Source organism: Paramagnetospirillum magnetotacticum MS-1 (assembly GCF_000829825.1).
GTDB lineage: Bacteria > Pseudomonadota > Alphaproteobacteria > Rhodospirillales > Magnetospirillaceae > Phaeospirillum > Phaeospirillum magnetotacticum.
In genome coordinates this window covers 29,919-46,739 of the sequence record NZ_JXSL01000030.1, presented here as the reverse complement: position 1 = coordinate 46,739, position 16,821 = coordinate 29,919, and the positions used below count along the sequence as shown (strand labels likewise).

Below are 16,821 nucleotides of genomic sequence, written 5' to 3'. Positions count from 1 at the left end.
ATATTAGTGTAGTCTTATATCAACGGGGCGAAACAGCCCGATGAAGCCACACGAGGGAGGACCAGGGATGTCGAATACCGTTCTGGATGTGAAGGGCCTCAACTGCCCGCTGCCCATTTTGCGCGCCAAGAAGGCCATCAAGGACCTGGCGGCGGGGGCGGTACTCGAGGTGATCGCCACCGATCCGGGCTCGGTCGCCGATTTCGACGCCTTCTGCCGCCAGACCGGCAACGCCTTGCTGTCCAAGGACGAGGACGGCGGCGTCTATACCTTCAAGATTCAGAAGGGCGCCTGAGGCGCTTCGTGCTGATCCCGATGATCGCAAGCGTTCATCGGGATCGCCCTCAATGGGCGGGTGGGCTTAAGCGCCCTTGCCTCCCGCCGCACCGCACGCGAAGGCGTGCTGCCGATATATTGCCAGCGAAGCTGGCGTCGGCGCGGCCCCTTGGGGCTAATCCAATCCCGACGAGCCGAACTCGCCGGGATTTGATCTTATCGCACGATCCTGAGCAGCGAGCGCAGCCGCCCGACGCTTTCCTCGTCGATCAGACCATCCACCTTCCAGGGCCGGAAATGGCGTTGGAAGGCGGTGAGCGCCGCCTTGGGATCGTGAATGTCGTAGCCCACATGGGCAAGACCGGCCAGCAGAACATGATCGGGCGGCAGGGGCGTGGGCTCGCCGCAGGGCCACAGGCCGATACCGTGGCCCTCGGCCAGATCCTGCCACGGGAACAGTTCGCCGGGGTCCTGCTTGCGGGTGGGGGCCACGTCGGAATGGGCCACCACGTTGCGGGCAGAGATGGGATGGCGCTCCAGAATGCCCCGGCACAGGCGGATCAGGGCCTCCATTTGAGCGCCGGGAAAACCGCGATAGCCGAATTCATGGCCTGGATTGACCAGTTCGATACCGATGGAGCGGGAATTGACATCCGCCACGCCACGCCAGGACGAGGCCCCCGCATGCCAGGCCCGCATCTCCTCGGGCACCAGGACGAAGACGCGGCCATCCTCTTCGATGACGTAATGGGCACTGACCTTGGCCTGGGCGTCGCATAGCCGGGCCAGGGCCGCCTCACCCGTTTCCATGCCGGTATAATGCAGCACCAAGGTATCGATGACGGCGCCCGCCGGGCGGGGCTCGAAATTGGGCGAGGGCCGCGAGATGATGGTCATGTTCCGGGTTCCGGTTCTTCCGCGCGATGGATGGCGCGTCCGGGCAGCAGTTCCACCGCCGCCACGCCCAGCACGGTCAGGGCTCCGCCCACCAGCTTATGCCAGGTCAAGGGCTCGCCCAACAGCAAGACGCCGCCAGCCAGTCCAACGACCGGTCCCAGCAGGGTGAAGGGCACCACCCGGTTCATGGGATGGCGCGCGATCAGCCGATACCACAGGGTATAGGCGATCAAGGTCGACCCGATGATGGTATAGGCAACGCCGCTCCAGCCCTTGACCCCGGTGGCGGCCAGGGCTTCGGATTGACCGTCCTCGGTGATCAGCGACAGGACCAGCAGCATGGGGGCGGCCAGCAAGGCCATCCAGCCGTTGAGCGCCAGGGGATTGATGGGCCCAATCCGCTTGATCACCACATTGGCCAGGGCCCAGGCGAAACCCGAGGCCACAACGGCCAGAAAGGGCGTGAGGTGGGGCAGATGGGGCTCGCCCGCCAGCAGGGCCACGCCCAGGAAGGATACGGCAAGACCCAGGCTGCGCCAGATTCCCAGCACCTCGCCGAAGAAGGCCCAGGCCAGGATGGCCGAGAAGGGAATGGACAATTCGATGACAATGGCGGCGGTGGCGGCGTCCATGCCCGCCACGCCAAAGAACATCAGCCCGAAATGCCCGATCCCCAGCAGCAGGGCCAGCAGGGCGATGCCGGGCAACTGGCCGCGGGTCGGCCGGAAGAAGGGCGCCAGGATGGCGGCGGTGCAGGCAAAGCGCAGCGCGGTCAGCAAGAAGGGCGGCAAGGTGCCGAGCGCCGTCTTCACCGCCACGAAATTGAGGCCCCACAGGGTCACCACCAGGGTGGCCGACGCCCATTCCAGGGGAGTGAGGCGGGCCGGTGAGCGCCTCACTTCCCCCCCGCCTCTTCGCGCTTGGTTTCCAGTTCCAGCCAGCGGATCTCGGCTTCGTCCAGTTCGGCCCGCGCCGCTTCGGCCCGCGCCGCCAGTTTCTGGAAGCGGGCGGCGTCCTTGGCATAGAGATTGGGATCGGCCAGATCGGCCTCCAGCTTGGCGATCTCGGCCGTCAGCTTGTCGATGCGGCCGGGAAGCTGATCCAACTCCCGCTGATCGTTGAAGGACAGGCGGGTGCGGGCGCTTTGGGGCTTTGGCTGGGCCTGGGGCTTGGAGGGCGGCTTGGGCGCGGCATTGGGGGCGGTTGCCGGGCGCTGGCGCAGATAGTCGGAATAACCGCCCACATATTCCGAAACCTCGGCATCGCCTTCCACCGCGATGACGCTGGTCACCAGCCGGTCGAGGAAGTCGCGGTCGTGGCTGACCACCAGCAGGGTGCCGTCGTAATCGGCCAGAACCTCTTCCAAAAGGTCCAGGGTATCCATGTCCAGGTCGTTGGTGGGCTCGTCCAGGATCAGCAGATTGGAGGGTTTGGCCAACAGCTTGGCCAGCAGCAGGCGGTTGCGCTCGCCGCCCGACAATGCCCTGACCGGCGTGCGGGCCTGGGCCTCGGAGAACAGGAAGTCCTTCATGTAGCCGACCACATGCTGAGGTGTGCCCCGCACCCAGACATTGTCGCCGCGCCCGTCGGTCAGCGTGTCCCAGACGGTCTTGTCGGGGTCCAGCGCGGCGCGGCGCTGGTCGAAATAGGCGGTCTCCAGATTGGTGCCAAGGCGCACCACGCCGCCATCGGGGGCCAGTTCGCCGGTCAGCATGCGCAGCAGCGTGGTCTTGCCCGCGCCGTTGGGGCCGATCAGCCCGACCCGGTCTCCTCTGAGGATGCGGGTGGAGAAATCCTGGCAGATGCGCTTGTCCCCGAAGGTCTTGGTGACATTCTCGGCCTCGATCACCAGACGGCCCGACAGGTCGCCCGAATCCGTGGCCAGATTGACCTGGCGTCCGGCGGCCAGCACCTGGGACTTGCGCTCGGCCCGCTCGGCTCTGAGGCCATGCAGCGCCCGCAAACGGCCCATATTGCGCTTGCGGCGCGCCGTGACGCCGCGCGCCAGCCAGTGCATCTCCTGGCGCATGCGGGTGTTCATGCGGGCCAACTCGGCTTCTTCCGCGGCGAAGACCTCGTCTTGCCAGGCGGGGAACTTCTCGAAGCCGAATTCGGCGCGGCGTACCACGCCGCGTTCCAGCCACAGGGTCTGCTTCGACACCGTTTCCAGGAAGCGGCGGTCGTGGCTGATCATCACCAGGGCGCCGCCATAAGACGACAGCCATTCCTCCAGCCACAAAATGGTCGGCAGGTCCAGATGGTTGGTGGGCTCGTCCAGCAACAAGGCGTCGGGCTGGCCCACCAGGGCGCGGGCCAGGGCGGCGCGGCGTCCCTCGCCCCCCGAAAGCGCTACCGGGTCGCGCGCCCCATCCATGCCGATGGCGTCCAGAACGGCATCGACCCGATAGGTCTGGTCGCGTTCGTCGGGTCGCAGCCCCTGGGCGACGTAATCGGCGATGGTGGGCGCCAGGATGATGGGGTCTTGAGGCAGAACGGCGATGGAGGCGCCGGGCTGGACGAAGCGTTCGCCTGAATCGGGGGCGATCTCGCCTGCCAGGACCTTGAGAAGGGTGGACTTGCCCGAGCCGTTGCGGCCGACCAGGCAAGTCTTGTCGCCCTTGGCGATCCAGGTGGTGACACCTTCGAAAAGCGGCGTGCCGCCAAAGGTCAGACGAACGTCGCGTAGCGCGAGGAGGGGAGGAGGAGCCATGCCCGATGGCTACACCCACCGGGCCCGCTTGTCAAACCGGCGACGCGGCCCCATCGGGGCGCCAATTGGCATACACTTCCGGCGCGCCCAGACGGTGATAGCCCTCGCGGATCAACGAACCGACCAGTTCGGTGTCGTCCACCAGCAGGTCGTGCATCAGTTCGAAATAGGCGCCGAAAAATCCCTGCAGGCTTTCGAAGCCGGAGGGCACCTGCCCGGTCAGCACGGTCTGCGCCTGCTTGATCAGGCGGGCATGGCCGCGGCAATGCTCGTCCACATGGCTGCCGAAGCGGTCGCGGGGCAGCTTGCGCAACAACTGCTCCTCATAGAAGCAGTGGGCGACCAGCAGGCGGAAGAAATCCCGGCACAGGGGCAGAATGTCATCCAGGTCGGTGGTCGTCTCGGCCCTGGCCTCGATTTGCGCGGAGAGTTCGAGAAGGCGCCGATGCTCGCGGTCGATTCTGTCGTGCCCCAGGGCGAAATGCTCAGACCAGACCATGGTGCGCATTGGACTTCTCCCCAACAACCACCTTCTTTCCGGGTGGGAATTACCTCATGGGGAATTCAACCACATCGCGGTTCGCAAAGTCCGCCTATGGATTGAATCGCTCTGTAACCGTATCTTTCATCCTCAAGATTTTGCCAGCGACCCGGACCGGCCGATGGGTTACCTTTTGCCGTCAAGCGTTGCCAGGAAACGTATCCATGCCCTATGTCAGCCGCGATGCGCTCGGCCGGGTGGTCGGGCTTTACGAGCAGGCCACGGAAAATGCGGCGGAGAATCTTCCGGCCAGCCATCCCGACGTGCTGGACTTCCTATTCCGCGACACCGGCGGCGAGCGCAGCTCCGCCCGCTTTTTGGCCTCGGATCTGGCCTTCATCCGCGTGGTCGAGGATCTGGTGGCGGTGCTGGTGGAAAAGCGGCTGATCGCCTTCACCGACCTGCCCTCCGCCGCCCAGGACAAGCTGTTGGATCGGCGCTCCATGCGCTCCTACCTGTCGGGTGTTTCGGGCATGTTTTCCGGCGACGAGGAATCCAAGATCATCTGACGCGCCGCTGTCTCGCAGGGGTTTCTACTCTCATACAATTGATATATCCTTTTCCGGAAGATGTGCCGGAGGAGGAAACGCAACATGTCCCAATGCTGTACTGACGCCCTCAAAGATCTGTCCCGCCGCGGATTCGTCAAGCTGGCCCTGGGGGCCGGCGCCGCTCTTTGGGTAAGCTTCAAGCCGACCGTCAGCCTTGCCGGCGGCGATACCGAGGCTCTTTTGCTGTCTTGCATGGATTACCGTCTGATGGACGATATCGTCCACTACATGGACGGCCGCGCCATGACCAACAAGTATGACCATGTGGTGTTGGCCGGGGCTTCCCTGGGCGTGCTGCAGGATAAGAACCTGTCCTGGGGTCAGACCTTCTGGGATCATGTGAAAGTCGCCCTCGACCTCCATCACATCAAGAAGATCATCGTGATGGATCACCGCGATTGTGGCGCCTACAAGGTGTTCCTGGGGCCCGATTCGGCCAAGGACAAGGCGACCGAGACCGAATCCCACACCGCCAAGCTGCGCGCCCTGCGTACGGCCATCAACGTCAAGTATCCCGCCCTGGCGGTGGAATTGCTGCTGATGGACCTGGAGGGCAAGGTCGAAACCGTCGCCTGAGCGCTCTGAGGCGAGAAAGCCCTTCGCCCCATGGGCGGAGGGCTTTTTTCGTGGCTACAATTGCACCTGAATGCCCAACTCGACCACGCGGCCCGCGGGGATGTGGAAGAAGTCGGTGGCCGAGACCGCATTGCGGCTCATGATGACGAACAGGCGCTCGCGCCATTCCGGCATTTCGGGATGGGTGGACGGCACCAGCGTCTCGCGGCCCAGGAAGAACGAGGTGTCCATCATCTCGAATTCCAGGCCGAAGGCCTTGCACAGGCGCAGCACCTTAGGGATATCCGGCTCCTGGAAGAAACCATAGCGCACGGTAATGCGGTAAAAGCCCTCTGCCAGGCCTTCCACCACCACCCGGTCGCGGGCCGGGACGCGGGGAATATCCTCGGTGACCACCGTGAGAAACACGATGCGCTGGTGCAGCACCTTGTTGTGCTTGAGATTGTGCAGCAAGGCGATGGGCACCGTATCGGTGCCGCCGGTCATGAACACGGCGGTGCCGCGCACCCTGAGAATGGAGGTGGAGTCCTTCTGCTGCGCCATGAACATGTCGAGAGGCAGGGCGCCGTCGGCAAGGCGCCGCGTCAGGATGTCGCGCCCCTTGCGCCATGTGGCCATCAGCAGCAGCATGCCGAAACCCACGGCCAGGGGGAACCAGCCGCCCTGGGTGACCTTCAGCAGATTGGCTCCCAGAAACCCCAGATCCACCGTCAGGAACACCGCGCCCAGGGTTAGGCACAGCCACAGCGGCCACTTCCATTGGTGCCGCGCCACCACCAGGGCCAGGATGGTGGTCGCCCCCATTGTGCCGGTCACCGCGATGCCGTAGGCGGCAGCCAGATTGGTGGAGCTCTTGAAGCCGACCACCAGGGCGACGATGCCCAGCAGCAATCCCCAATTGGCGCGGGGAATATAGATCTGCCCCTCTTCCTCGTCCGAGGTGTGGCGGATGTCCAGACGCGGCGAATAGCCCAGTTGGACAGCCTGGCGCGACAGGGAGAACACGCCCGAGATCACCGCCTGGCTGGCGATCACCGTGGCCATGGTCGACAGGATCACCATGGGATAAAGGCCCCAGCCCGGCACCAGCATGTAGAAGGGGTTCTTCGCCGCTTCCGGGTTATCCAGGATTAGCGCGGACTGGCCGAAATAACTGAGCGTCAGGGCGGGCAGGACCAGGGTGAACCAGGCCAGCTGGATGGGGAATTTGCCGAAATGGCCCATATCGGCGTATAGCGCCTCACCGCCCGTCACCGCCAGCACCACCGAGCCCATCACCACGAAGGCGATCCAGCCATGGGTGAACAGGAAGGTGACGCCATAGGCCGGGTTGATCGCCGTCAGGATGGCGGGATGCCCCACCACCTCGATCAGACCCAGGCTGGCGATGGTCACGAACCACACCACCATCACCGGCCCGAACAGGCGTCCCACCAATTCGGTTCCGTGGCTTTGAATGGCAAACAGCGCGATCAGCACGATCAGCGTCAGCGGCACCACATAAGGCGTGAAGAACGGGGTTCCCACCTCCAGTCCCTCGATGGCCGACAGGACCGAGATGGCCGGGGTGATCATGCCGTCGCCGATGAACAGGGCGGCGCCGAACAGGCCCAGGCCCACCAGCGTTCCCACCTTGCCGCGGTCGCCGCCGGTGGCGCGGATGGTCAGCGCCAGCAGGGCCAGGATGCCGCCTTCTCCCCGGTTGTCGGCGCGCATGACGAACAGCACGTATTTGAAGGTCACCACCAAGATGATGGCCCAGAACACCAGGGAGGCGATGCCGAAGATGTTCTCCGGCGTCGAAGGGATGCCGTGATCGGGATCGAAGCATTCCTTCAGCGTATAAAGCGGGCTGGTGCCGATATCGCCATAGACCACGCCGATGGCGGCCAGGGCCAGGGTGCCCAGGCGCTTCAGATCGGTCTTTTCGGCGGCAGGGGTTTCCATGGCCTAGATCTCGATCTGGCTGCCCAGCTCGACGACGCGATTGCTGGGGAGGTGGAAGAAGTCCATGGCGCTGGTGGCCATGCGGGCCAGGGTGGCGAACAAGGTGTCGCGCAACCCCTTGATGCCGGGCTTTTCCGTGGGCAGCAAGGTCTCGCGCGAGACGAAATAAGAGACCGACATGGGCTCGTAGAAGAAGCCCAGCTGATCGGTGCGGGCATGGGCCAGGGCCTTGGGGATGTTCGGGCTTTCCATGAAGCCGTAGCGCAGGAAGACCCGGTGGAAATTGGGCGCCAGCAGGCGGTTTTCCAACCGTCTCTCCTCGGGCACGAAAGGCACTTCCTCGACGATCACGGTCAGCAGCACGACGCGCTCGTGGACGATCTTGTTGTGCTTCATGTTGTGCAGCAAGGCGATGGGCACGCCTTCGGAGGTGCCGGTCAGGAACACGGCGGTGCCGGGAACGCGCGGCACCCGGTCCGACAGCGAGGCCAGGAAGTCCTCTACCGGCAGAGCGTCGGCCTTGAGCCGCGCCAGCAGGCGCTTACGGCCGTCCTTCCAGGTGGTCAGGATGGTGAACAGCAATCCGCCCACCACCAGGGGGAACCAGCCGCCGTCCGGAATCTTGACGGAATTGGCCAGGAAGAAGGCCAGATCCACCACCAGGAAGCCGCCGATCATCAGCTTGACCTTGCGCGGATTCCACTTCCAGATCAGCAACATCACGGTGCCGACCAGCAAGGCGTCGATCACCATGGTCCCGGTCACCGCCACGCCATAGGCGGCGGCCAGATTGGACGAGGTCTTGAAGCCCACCACCAAGGTCATGACCATGCACATGAGCAGCCAGTTCACGAAGGGCAGGTAGATCTGCCCCATCTCCTCTTCCGAGGTGTGGATGATCTCCATGCGCGGCAGGAAGCCAAGCTGGATGGCCTGGCGCGTCACGGAAAAAGCGCCCGAGATCACCGCCTGCGACGCGATCACCGTGGCCATGGTGGCCAGGATCACCAAAGGCAGGGCCAGGCTGGCGGGCGCCAGATTGAAGAAGGGATTGGTGATGGCCGCCGGATCGTGAAGCAACAGAGCGCCCTGGCCGAAATAGTTCAAGATCAGGGCGGGCAGCACCAGAATGTACCAGGCCAGCCGGATGGGCAGGCGGCCGAAATGGCCCATATCGGTGTAAAGCGCCTCGGCCCCCGTCACCGCCAGAACCACCGAGCCCAGCGCCAGAAAGCCGTGCCAGCCCTCGCGGAACAGGAAGGAAATGGCGTAATGGGGGCTGAGCGCCGCCAGAACGCTCGGCGCGTGCGACAGATTGCGGATGCCTAGGATGGCCAGCGTCAGGAACCAGGCCAGCATGACGGGGCCGAACATCTTGCCCACCAGATCGGTGCCGTGGCTTTGGATGGCGAACAGCACGAACAGGATGCACAGCGTCAGGGGCACCACCCATTGTTCCAGATGGGGGGCCGCGACCTGAAGCCCCTCCACCGCCGACAGAACGGAGATGGCCGGGGTGATGATGGAATCGCCATAGAACAGGGCGGCGGCGAAGATACCCAGCGCGCTTACCATCAGCGACAGGCGGCGGTTGCTCTCGGCGGCGCTGCTCACCAGGGCCAGCAGCGCCAGGGACCCGCCCTCGCCGCGATTGTCGGCGCGCATGATGATGACGACGTATTTGAATGACACGATGATGGTGATGGCCCAGAAGATCAGGGACAGAACGCCCAGGATATTGCCTTTGTCCATGACGACCGCGTGCGGGCCGCTGAAGGTTTCCTTCATGGCGTAAAGCGGGCTGGTGCCGATGTCGCCGAACACCACGCCGATGGCGGCGAGCATCAGGCCAGCGACGTTGCGGGACTTTCCGTCTCCGCCATGGGCCGTCATATCAGGTGTCCCCCTTAGGCATCTGGGCCACATGGCTACTGATATCGCGCCGAGAGTCAAGAGTGGTTAGCGTGACAGCAGGTCCTCGACAAAGGTGGGAACAAGCTGGGAGGCAGGCCCCAGGCGGGTTTCATGGAACAGGGAGGTGCCCTGGGAAGGCTCCAGATTAAGCTCGATCGTATGGGCGCGTCCTTGCGCGCGCACGGTTTGGACGAAGCCCGCCGCCGGATAGACATGGCCCGATGTGCCGATGGAGACGAACAGCGCGCAATCCATCAGCGCTTCCATGATGCGTTCCATATCCAGGGGCATCTCGCCGAACCACACCACATGGGGGCGCAGCGAACCGATCCGGTAGCAATCGGGGCATTTGTCGTCCAGCCCCAGATCGGCGGTCCAGGCAAAGGGGCGGGCGCATTTGACGCAGCGGATCTTCAGCAATTCGCCATGCATGTGGATCAGGTTCTCCGACCCGGCGCGCTCGTGCAGGTCGTCGATGTTCTGGGTGATCAGCAGCACCTCGCCCGGCCAGTCCTTCTCCAGCCGCGCCAGGGCGGCATGGGCCGCATTGGGCGTGACGCCGCCTTCGGCCAGATTGCGCCGCCTGGCATTGTAGAAGGCATGAACCCTGGCCGGGTCGCGGCGGAAACCCTCGGGCGTCGCCACATCCTCCATGCGCACCTTGGACCAGATGCCATCCCTGTCGCGGAAGGTGTCCAGGCCTGATTCCTTGGAAATCCCCGCCCCGGTCAGGATGACGATGCTACCCATTTCAGTCCCGGCCTTTCCAGCCATGGCCTAGCCCCATTATAGTGCCGTCTAACCAAAATCCAGGAAGCGCCCATGGTCAAGGTTCTGTTCGTCTGCACGGGAAATATCTGCCGCTCGCCCACCGCCGATGGGGTGCTGCGCACTATGGTGGCGTCCGAGGGGCTGTCGGGCCAGGTGGTGGTGGATTCAGCCGGGACCCATGCCTACCATGTGGGCGAGCCCCCGGATCGCCGTTCCACCGAGGCGGCGCGGCGGCGGGGCTTCGATCTGAAGGATCTGCGGGCCCGGCAGTTGAAGAAGAGTGATTTCGACGAGTTCGATCTGCTGTTGGCCATGGATCGCGGGCATCTGGATATCATGAGCCGCGCCTGTCCGCCCGATCGCCGCGACCGGTTGGCCCTGTTCCTGTCCTTCGCGCCGCATCTGGGGATCGAGGACGTTCCCGATCCCTATTACGGCCAGGGCGACGGCTTCGAACGGGTGCTGGACATGATCGAAGCGGGATCGGCCGGTCTGCTGGCCCATATCCGCGACAGGCTGGCATAGAGCGCTTCCGAATTTGTCATCCCGAGCGAAGCCGAGGGATCTCATCCTGGGACGGCTTTACCGGTTCGGCTGCCATGGCCCAGGCGGAGATCCCTCCGCCCAGGGGCGTCGGGATGACAGGCGGCATCACCCCAAGGCGTTGTTGATCAGGTACTGGGCGATGTCGGCTGGCTTGACCTTGATCTCCTTGGGCTCCTGGCCGGTTTCCAGCGCCTTTCGGATGCGGATGGAGTTCTCTACCTTGGCCGGGTCGACCTTGACCAGTCCTCGGGCGCCGCGGATGCGGGGGTAATAGGTGGGATCGACCAGCTTTTCCTTGCGGCCCAGGCGCTCCAGCAGGGCGGCCTCGTCGGTGCCTTCGGCTGGCTGGCTTTTGACCAGAACCCAGTCCTTCTCGCCCGCCAGACCGGCGGCCAGAGTCTCTTCGGGCGTGCGATCCTCCACATAGCCGATGGCGTAGAGATTCTTTCCCAGGCCCACATCGGCCCCCCAGGTTTGCAGCCCCTTGCTCCTGGCCACGTAGATGGTTCCCACCTGATCCTCCCCATTGTCATCGACCGAAGCTCAAGGGTACACGCCCGTCAGAGCGGCGCAAAGAGGGCGCATTCCGAATGGAATGTGAAGTGGTTCATGGAAGCGACGGGAGTTCAAAGGTATGAATTTATGAAATTTCGCTTAGTTCGGGTGTCAACCCTATTGAGCTGGGCGCCAGGGCAGGGTAGATCGTAGCGAGTCACTGGGGGAAATACGTAGATGCTTGCCGCCGAGGCCCTTTCCAAGCAGCCTTATCTGGCCATTCGCTGCCATGCCTGCCGCTACTTCACCATGGAGCGCTGCTGCAATGCCTCGGCTCGGCTGGAAGGCCAGGACGACCGGGATGGGGAGTGCCCGCACTTCCGCTTCGGGCTGTCCAGCGGCCCGGCGCCTGAATGGCAATTGCGCTAAAAGACGTCTGGCCGAAGGAACCGGGCTTAGCGCCCGGCCATCACGTAATCGCGTAAGGATTCCGCTTCCATCTTGGTTTCGTCCAGCCGGGACTTCACCACATCGCCGATGGTGACCATGCCCGTCACCTCGCCGCTGGAGTCCATGACCGGCAGGTGACGGATACGCTTGGCGGTCATGATTTCCATCAAGCGTTCGACCGTGTCGTCTTCGTGGCAGACGAAGACTTCGGCGGTCATCAGATCACGCACCTTGGCGGTGACGCAGACATCCATGGCGTCGGCCAGACCGCGCACGATGTCGCGTTCCGACAAGATCCCCGCCACCCGGTCGCCGGTCATGACCAGAACGGCGCCGATCTTGTGCTGGGCCAAAAGGCGGGCGGCGTCACCGATGCTGGCGTCGGGGGTGACCGAAACGATCCCTCCGCCGCGGGCCTTGGATTTCAGGATGGTCTTGACGATCATGGACACCCTCCCTTGAACGCGAAACTGCGGGCTCTCCCCCCTAACACTTTGGGGCGGGCCCGCATCCCTTCAAGGGAGACGGCCATCAGTATAGGAGTTTGACCGCCTGGGTCCGCTCCTCGGGCTTCAATCCCGAATTGCCCAGCAGGTAATGAAGCGCGGTGCGGCCGCGCGCATCGGCCCGGTGGGGATCGGCTCCGGCCTTCAGGACTTTCTCGATATCGGTCAGGCTGCCCTTGGCGGCGGCGGTCATCAGCGGCGTCTTGAGATCGCGCGGCAGATGGCCATGGCCATTGCTTTCCGAGGTCAGAGCCCCGGCCGGATCGCGGGCGATGCGTTCGAGCAGGTTGAAATCGGCCTCGCGGCCCTTAGGAGTCGGGCAATCGGTCAGCGGCCCGCCCATGAGCGGCCCCAGACGCTTGGCGGTCTCTTCCAGAAGGGCGCGGTGGCTGGCGGCCATGCGGCAGGGAAAGCGCAGATTCATGCCGTCGAAGACGGAAGGCTCGGGCTCGGTCTTGCGCGCCACCAGATCATAGCCCTTGGTCGAAGGCATGGTCTCGGCCAGCAAGATGGCCTCGACCTTGCGCAAGCTGAGGGCATAACGGATGAAGACATAGGTGTCGGCCTTGACGCCCTTGCCCTGGGGGGCGTCGGGCAGCAATTCGAAATAGCTGACCAGCCACTCTTCCTTGTCGGCCAGCAGCGGGTCGGCGGCCACCTGCTCGTCGGTGGGCACGCGCAGTTCGATCTCGGCATCGATGTCGTCGAGGATATTGGACGCCTTGACCGTATTGCCAGCCAGGAATTCCCGCAAAGCGCCGCCGATGGCTTCCAGCTTGTCGGCATTGGCATCGGCGGGCAGGGCGGATCGGCCCGCTCCGGCACGGTTCATCTCGGTCTGGATGCGGGCGAAGGTGACCAGGCCGTCGCCGGGCAGGGCCGCCAGTTCGTCGCCTCCCGAGGCGGGCGCCCGGCCCGACAGAAACCAGGCCCCGGTTCCCGCCGCCAGCAATAGGGCGCAGGCGGCAGCGACGACCGTGTGCTTCGACATGGGGCAGGTCCCTAGCGCTTGATCGGCTTGTACTTGATGCGGTGGGGCTGGTCGGCGTCGGTGCCCAGACGGCGGTGACGGTCGGCCTCGTAATCCTGGTAATTGCCCTCGAACCAAACCACCTGGGAATCGCCTTCGAAGGCCAGGATGTGCGTGGCGATGCGGTCCAGGAAGAAGCGATCATGGCTGATGACCACGGCGCAGCCGGGGAACTCGGCCAGGGCGTCTTCCAGGGCGGACAAGGTCTCCACATCCAAGTCGTTGGTGGGTTCGTCCAGAAGGATGACATTGGCGGGACGGCTCAGCATCTTGGCCAGATGGACGCGGTTGCGCTCGCCACCCGACAGCACGCCCACCTTCTTTTGCTGGTCGGCGCCCTTGAAGTTGAACAGACCGGCATAGGCGCGCGAATTGATCTTGCGCTTGCCCAGGTCGATTTCCTCCTGGCCGTCGGAGATTTCCTCGAAGGCGGTCTTGTCGGGATCGAGCGAATCGCGGCTCTGGTCCACATAGCCCAGCACCACGGTCTCACCCACGGTGAACGAGCCCGAGGTCGGCTGTTCCTGGCCGGTGATCATGCGGAACAAGGTGGTCTTGCCCGCGCCATTGGGGCCGATGATGCCGACGATGCCGCCGGGCGGCAGGCGGAAATTCAGGTTCTCGTACAAGAGATTGTCGCCGAAGGCCTTGGAGACGTTGACCGCCTCGATCACCTTGCCGCCCAGACGCGGGCCGGGCGGAATGGAGATGACGGCGGGGCCGGTGGCCTTTTCCTGGGACTTGGCCACCAGATCCTCGAAGGCGCTGATACGGGCCTTGCTCTTGGTCTGGCGGGCCTTCGGGCTGGACCGCACCCATTCCAGCTCGTCACGGATGGCGCGCATGCGGGCGGTCTCTTCGCGCTCTTCCTGCTCCAGGCGCTTGCCCTTCTGCTCCAGCCACGAGGTGTAATTGCCCTCGTAGGGGATGCCGTGGCCGCGCTCAAGCTCCAGGATCCAGCCGGTGACATTGTCCAGGAAGTAGCGGTCGTGGGTGATCATCACCACGGTGCCGCTATAATCTTCCAAGAAGCGCTCCAGCCAGGCCACCGATTCGGCGTCCAGATGGTTGGTGGGCTCGTCCAGCAGCAGCATGTCGGGATGCGACAGCAGCAGGCGGCACAGCGCCACGCGGCGGCGCTCGCCGCCCGAAAGCGTGGTCACGTCGGCATCGCCGGGCGGGCAGCGCAGCGCGTCCATGGCGATCTCGATGGTGCGCGTCAGGTCCCAGGCGTTGAGATGGTCGATCTTTTCCTGCAACTCGCCCTGTTCGGCGATGAGGTCGTTCATCTCGTCGTCGGAGAGCTCCTCGGCGAACTTGGCCGAGACTTCCTCGAAGCGGTCCAGCAGGGCCTTGGTCTCGGCCACGGCTTCCATGACATTGCCCATGACGTCCTTGGCCGGGTCCAGATGGGGTTCCTGGGCCAGATAGCCGATCTTGACGCCCTCGGCCGCCCAGGCTTCGCCGCCATATTCCTTGTCGATGCCGGCCATGATCTTCAGCAGGGTCGACTTGCCCGCGCCGTTGACGCCCAGCACGCCGATCTTGGCGCCGGGCAGGAAGCTCAAGGTCAGCCCCTTCATGATCTCCTTCCCGCCGGGATAGGCCTTGGTCAGGTTCTTCATGACATAGACGTACTGGTACGAGGCCATGGGGGCTCTCCGCTTGGGCGTGACGATTTGGGGAGACTGAGTAGACGGGTGGAACCGCCCCGTCAAGCGTGGGAACTACCTCTGCTCCTCGGGGGAGTAGAGTTGGACCGGACTCCAGTCGGCACTGCCGCTTGAAACCGGTGCCATCTGTGCCGCGGGTTCGGTCAGATGGACCAGGGCGGGAAAGGCCAGGACCAGGGCCAACACCGCCATCTGAAGGGCCAGGAAGGGAGCCAGGGCGCGCATCAACCTGCCTATGCCGAGGGCCTGGGGCACGGCGCGCCGCGCCATCAGCACCGCCTGGCCGAGCGGCGGCACCAGGAAACTGGCCTGAAGGGTCAGCAAAGCCGCCACCGCCACCCACAGGGTGTCGGGCACCCGGACCAGCAGGGGCGGCATCAGCACCGGCACCAGGACGAAGATGATCTCGAAGGCGTCCAGCACCAGGGCCGAGAGCGCCAGGATCACCAGCACGCCGCCCAGGGCGCCGGTGGTACCCCAGGGCAGGGCCTCCACCAGACGGGCCAGCAACCGGTCGGATTCGAACAGGCGGAACACCAGGGTAAAGGTGGTGGCGCCCGCGAAGAGGGCGAAGAGGGCGCCGCTGACGGCCATGGTGTCGGCCAGCACGTCGTTCAGAACTTTAAGGGTCAGATGGCCCGAAAGGGCTCCGCCCAGGGCCAGAGCGAAGGCCCCCATGGCGGCGGCTTCCACCGCGTAAAAGCGCCCCAGGGCCACGCCGCCCAGCAACAGGGCAATGAAGGCCGCCGTGGCTCCGGCCAGCAGCAACCCCTTGCCGCTCATCTTCGGCACCGTGCCGCGCTCTGATGTGCGGCCAGTCCACAGGGCGGCGGCCAGGAACAGGCCCAGCAGCAGGGCGGCGGGGATTACGGCGCCCCGGAAAAGATCCTGGGTGTTGAGGATACGGGTCAACTGGCCGGTGGCGTTCAGGGCCTCGGTATGGGCGCGCATCATGGCGTCGCCCAATAACAGCAGGACCAGCGAGGGCGGCACCACCACGCCCATGGTGCTGGCCAGGCAGATGACCGCCAGGGAGCGTTCCGGCCCGACACCCGCGTCTTTCAGGCGCGGCGCCACCACCCGGCCCAGAGTCGAGGCGCTGGCCGCCACCGACCCGTTCATGGGGGCGATCAGCGCGCCCACGCCCAGGGCCGCCAGGAGAGGCGCCGCCCGCCAGCGCCGGACCATGGCGGCGGCGCCGCCGAACAGGGTCTCGGCCAGGGGCAGACGGTCCAGCAGCGCGCCCATCAGGACGTAAAGGGGCAGGGCCTGAAGCAGGTCGTTCTCCAACAGGCCGGTCAGGCGATTGGGCAACGCGGTCAGGACGGGCAGGGTGAAGATGCCAGCGCCGAGGCCGAAAACGGCGGCCAGGACAGAGACCCCCACCAGCACCACGAAAACCGGAAGCCCGGTCAGGCCCAGCAGAGCCGCCACGGCGGCCAGCATGATCAGGCCTACCGCCTCCATCACAGGGGCCTCCTCGCCTGGATCAGCGCCTGGACCAGGACCAGCGCGGCCAGCCCCCAGGTGGCCAGGCGGATCAGGAAGTAACCGGGGTTATAGGTATCGGGAAAGGCCTCCAATTGCCGCAGCGACTGCCAGGTGGCGGGGGTGGAACTCACCAGGATGAACAGGGACCACGGCGCCAGGAACAGCAGGGCCCCCATCCGCGCCATGTTGCGCCGGGTGCGCGGGGCGAAGGACTCGGCCCAGGAGGCGGCGGTCAGATGGGCGCCGCGGCGGCTGGCGAAGGTCAGTGCCAGGGCGATATACAGCGCGAACAGCGCCTGGGCGGAATCGTTGGCTTCGCGCGATCCGGCCTTGATCAGGTCGCGCAACGGCCACTGAAGCAACAGCAGCACGCAGACCGGCACCACCAGCCAGCGCGACCAGCCCAGAATCCGGTCCATGGATTGCCGCAACGCCTTCATGCCGCTC

At 64.8% G+C, this 16,821-nt stretch carries 18 protein-coding genes; 5 read left to right on the top strand and 13 right to left on the bottom strand.

The window, feature by feature from the left end:
• The first annotated feature begins 67 nt into the window (after positions 1–67).
• Positions 68–295: a sulfurtransferase TusA family protein gene (locus CCC_RS12865; protein ID WP_009870730.1), complete on the top strand. Its 228-nt coding sequence runs from the start codon at positions 68–70 to the stop codon at positions 293–295.
• A 197-nt stretch (positions 296–492) separates the two neighbouring features.
• Here CCC_RS12865 and CCC_RS12860 read toward each other — a convergent pair whose 3' ends face one another.
• From CCC_RS12860 to CCC_RS12845, 4 genes are read right to left on the bottom strand one after another with little or no spacing between them, the layout of a single operon-like run.
• Positions 493–1,173 (bottom strand): N-acetylmuramoyl-L-alanine amidase, encoded by a 681-nt coding sequence (locus tag CCC_RS12860; protein ID WP_009870729.1) that lies wholly within the window; start codon positions 1,171–1,173, stop codon positions 493–495.
• Positions 1,170–2,072, bottom strand: a complete 903-nt coding sequence (locus CCC_RS12855; RefSeq protein ID WP_009870728.1) for a DMT family transporter — start codon at positions 2,070–2,072, stop codon at positions 1,170–1,172. Before CCC_RS12855 ends, CCC_RS12860 begins: the two co-directional genes overlap by 4 nt.
• On the bottom strand, positions 2,069–3,883 hold the full coding sequence (locus CCC_RS12850) for an ABC-F family ATP-binding cassette domain-containing protein (RefSeq protein WP_009870727.1): 1,815 nt from the start codon (positions 3,881–3,883) through the stop codon (positions 2,069–2,071). Before CCC_RS12850 ends, CCC_RS12855 begins: the two co-directional genes overlap by 4 nt.
• 31 nt (positions 3,884–3,914) lie before the next feature.
• Positions 3,915–4,391 (bottom strand): hemerythrin domain-containing protein, encoded by a 477-nt coding sequence (locus tag CCC_RS12845; RefSeq protein ID WP_009870726.1) that lies wholly within the window; start codon positions 4,389–4,391, stop codon positions 3,915–3,917.
• Positions 4,392–4,588: 197 nt separating this feature from the next.
• Here CCC_RS12845 and CCC_RS12840 point away from each other — a divergent pair, with 197 nt between their 5' ends.
• Together CCC_RS12840 and CCC_RS12835 are read left to right on the top strand one after the other, a co-directional pair.
• A complete protein-coding gene (locus CCC_RS12840; RefSeq protein ID WP_009870725.1) occupies positions 4,589–4,933 on the top strand; it encodes a hypothetical protein in 345 nt (114 codons plus the stop codon).
• Between the two features lie 84 nt (positions 4,934–5,017).
• Positions 5,018–5,551: a carbonic anhydrase gene (locus tag CCC_RS12835; RefSeq protein ID WP_009870724.1), complete on the top strand. Its 534-nt coding sequence runs from the start codon at positions 5,018–5,020 to the stop codon at positions 5,549–5,551.
• Positions 5,552–5,605: 54 nt separating this feature from the next.
• Here the strand turns inward: CCC_RS12835 and CCC_RS12830 are convergent, their stop codons facing one another.
• From CCC_RS12830 to cobB, 3 genes are all read right to left on the bottom strand, one after another.
• The gene (locus tag CCC_RS12830) at positions 5,606–7,498 is read right to left on the bottom strand and encodes a potassium transporter Kup (RefSeq protein WP_009870723.1); all 1,893 of its coding nucleotides are present in this window, start codon (positions 7,496–7,498) and stop codon (positions 5,606–5,608) included.
• 3 nt (positions 7,499–7,501) lie between these two features.
• Positions 7,502–9,391, bottom strand: coding sequence for a potassium transporter Kup (locus tag CCC_RS12825; protein WP_009870722.1), 1,890 nt, complete (start codon positions 9,389–9,391; stop codon positions 7,502–7,504).
• A gap of 66 nt (positions 9,392–9,457) precedes the next feature.
• The gene (gene cobB / locus CCC_RS12820) at positions 9,458–10,186 is read right to left on the bottom strand and encodes a Sir2 family NAD+-dependent deacetylase (RefSeq protein WP_082036612.1); all 729 of its coding nucleotides are present in this window, start codon (positions 10,184–10,186) and stop codon (positions 9,458–9,460) included.
• A gap of 48 nt (positions 10,187–10,234) precedes the next feature.
• Between cobB and CCC_RS12815 the strand changes: the two genes are divergently transcribed.
• Positions 10,235–10,708 (top strand): low molecular weight protein-tyrosine-phosphatase, encoded by a 474-nt coding sequence (locus CCC_RS12815; RefSeq protein ID WP_009870720.1) that lies wholly within the window; start codon positions 10,235–10,237, stop codon positions 10,706–10,708.
• 126 nt (positions 10,709–10,834) lie between these two features.
• Here the strand turns inward: CCC_RS12815 and CCC_RS12810 are convergent, their stop codons facing one another.
• Complete coding sequence (locus CCC_RS12810; protein ID WP_009870719.1) at positions 10,835–11,242, bottom strand: hypothetical protein; 408 nt, start codon at positions 11,240–11,242, stop codon at positions 10,835–10,837.
• A 219-nt stretch (positions 11,243–11,461) separates the two neighbouring features.
• Between CCC_RS12810 and CCC_RS12805 the strand changes: the two genes are divergently transcribed.
• Positions 11,462–11,653 carry a hypothetical protein gene (locus CCC_RS12805; RefSeq protein ID WP_009870718.1) on the top strand — a complete coding sequence of 64 codons (192 nt, stop codon included), beginning with the start codon at positions 11,462–11,464 and terminating at the stop codon, positions 11,651–11,653.
• A gap of 26 nt (positions 11,654–11,679) precedes the next feature.
• Here the strand turns inward: CCC_RS12805 and CCC_RS12800 are convergent, their stop codons facing one another.
• The 5 genes from CCC_RS12800 to CCC_RS12780 form a co-directional block, all read right to left on the bottom strand.
• On the bottom strand, positions 11,680–12,120 hold the full coding sequence (locus tag CCC_RS12800; protein ID WP_009870717.1) for a CBS domain-containing protein: 441 nt from the start codon (positions 12,118–12,120) through the stop codon (positions 11,680–11,682).
• A gap of 85 nt (positions 12,121–12,205) precedes the next feature.
• Positions 12,206–13,171, bottom strand: coding sequence for an ankyrin repeat domain-containing protein (locus CCC_RS12795; protein ID WP_009870716.1), 966 nt, complete (start codon positions 13,169–13,171; stop codon positions 12,206–12,208).
• Between the two features lie 11 nt (positions 13,172–13,182).
• Entirely contained in the window at positions 13,183–14,862 is a 1,680-nt protein-coding gene (gene ettA / locus CCC_RS12790; RefSeq protein WP_009870715.1) for an energy-dependent translational throttle protein EttA, read from the bottom strand.
• A gap of 75 nt (positions 14,863–14,937) precedes the next feature.
• The gene (locus CCC_RS12785; RefSeq protein WP_009870714.1) at positions 14,938–16,350 is read right to left on the bottom strand and encodes a TRAP transporter large permease subunit; all 1,413 of its coding nucleotides are present in this window, start codon (positions 16,348–16,350) and stop codon (positions 14,938–14,940) included.
• Positions 16,350–16,793 carry a TRAP transporter small permease subunit gene (locus tag CCC_RS12780; protein ID WP_152619772.1) on the bottom strand — a complete coding sequence of 148 codons (444 nt, stop codon included), beginning with the start codon at positions 16,791–16,793 and terminating at the stop codon, positions 16,350–16,352. Before CCC_RS12780 ends, CCC_RS12785 begins: the two co-directional genes overlap by 1 nt.
• Positions 16,794–16,821 lie beyond the last annotated feature (28 nt).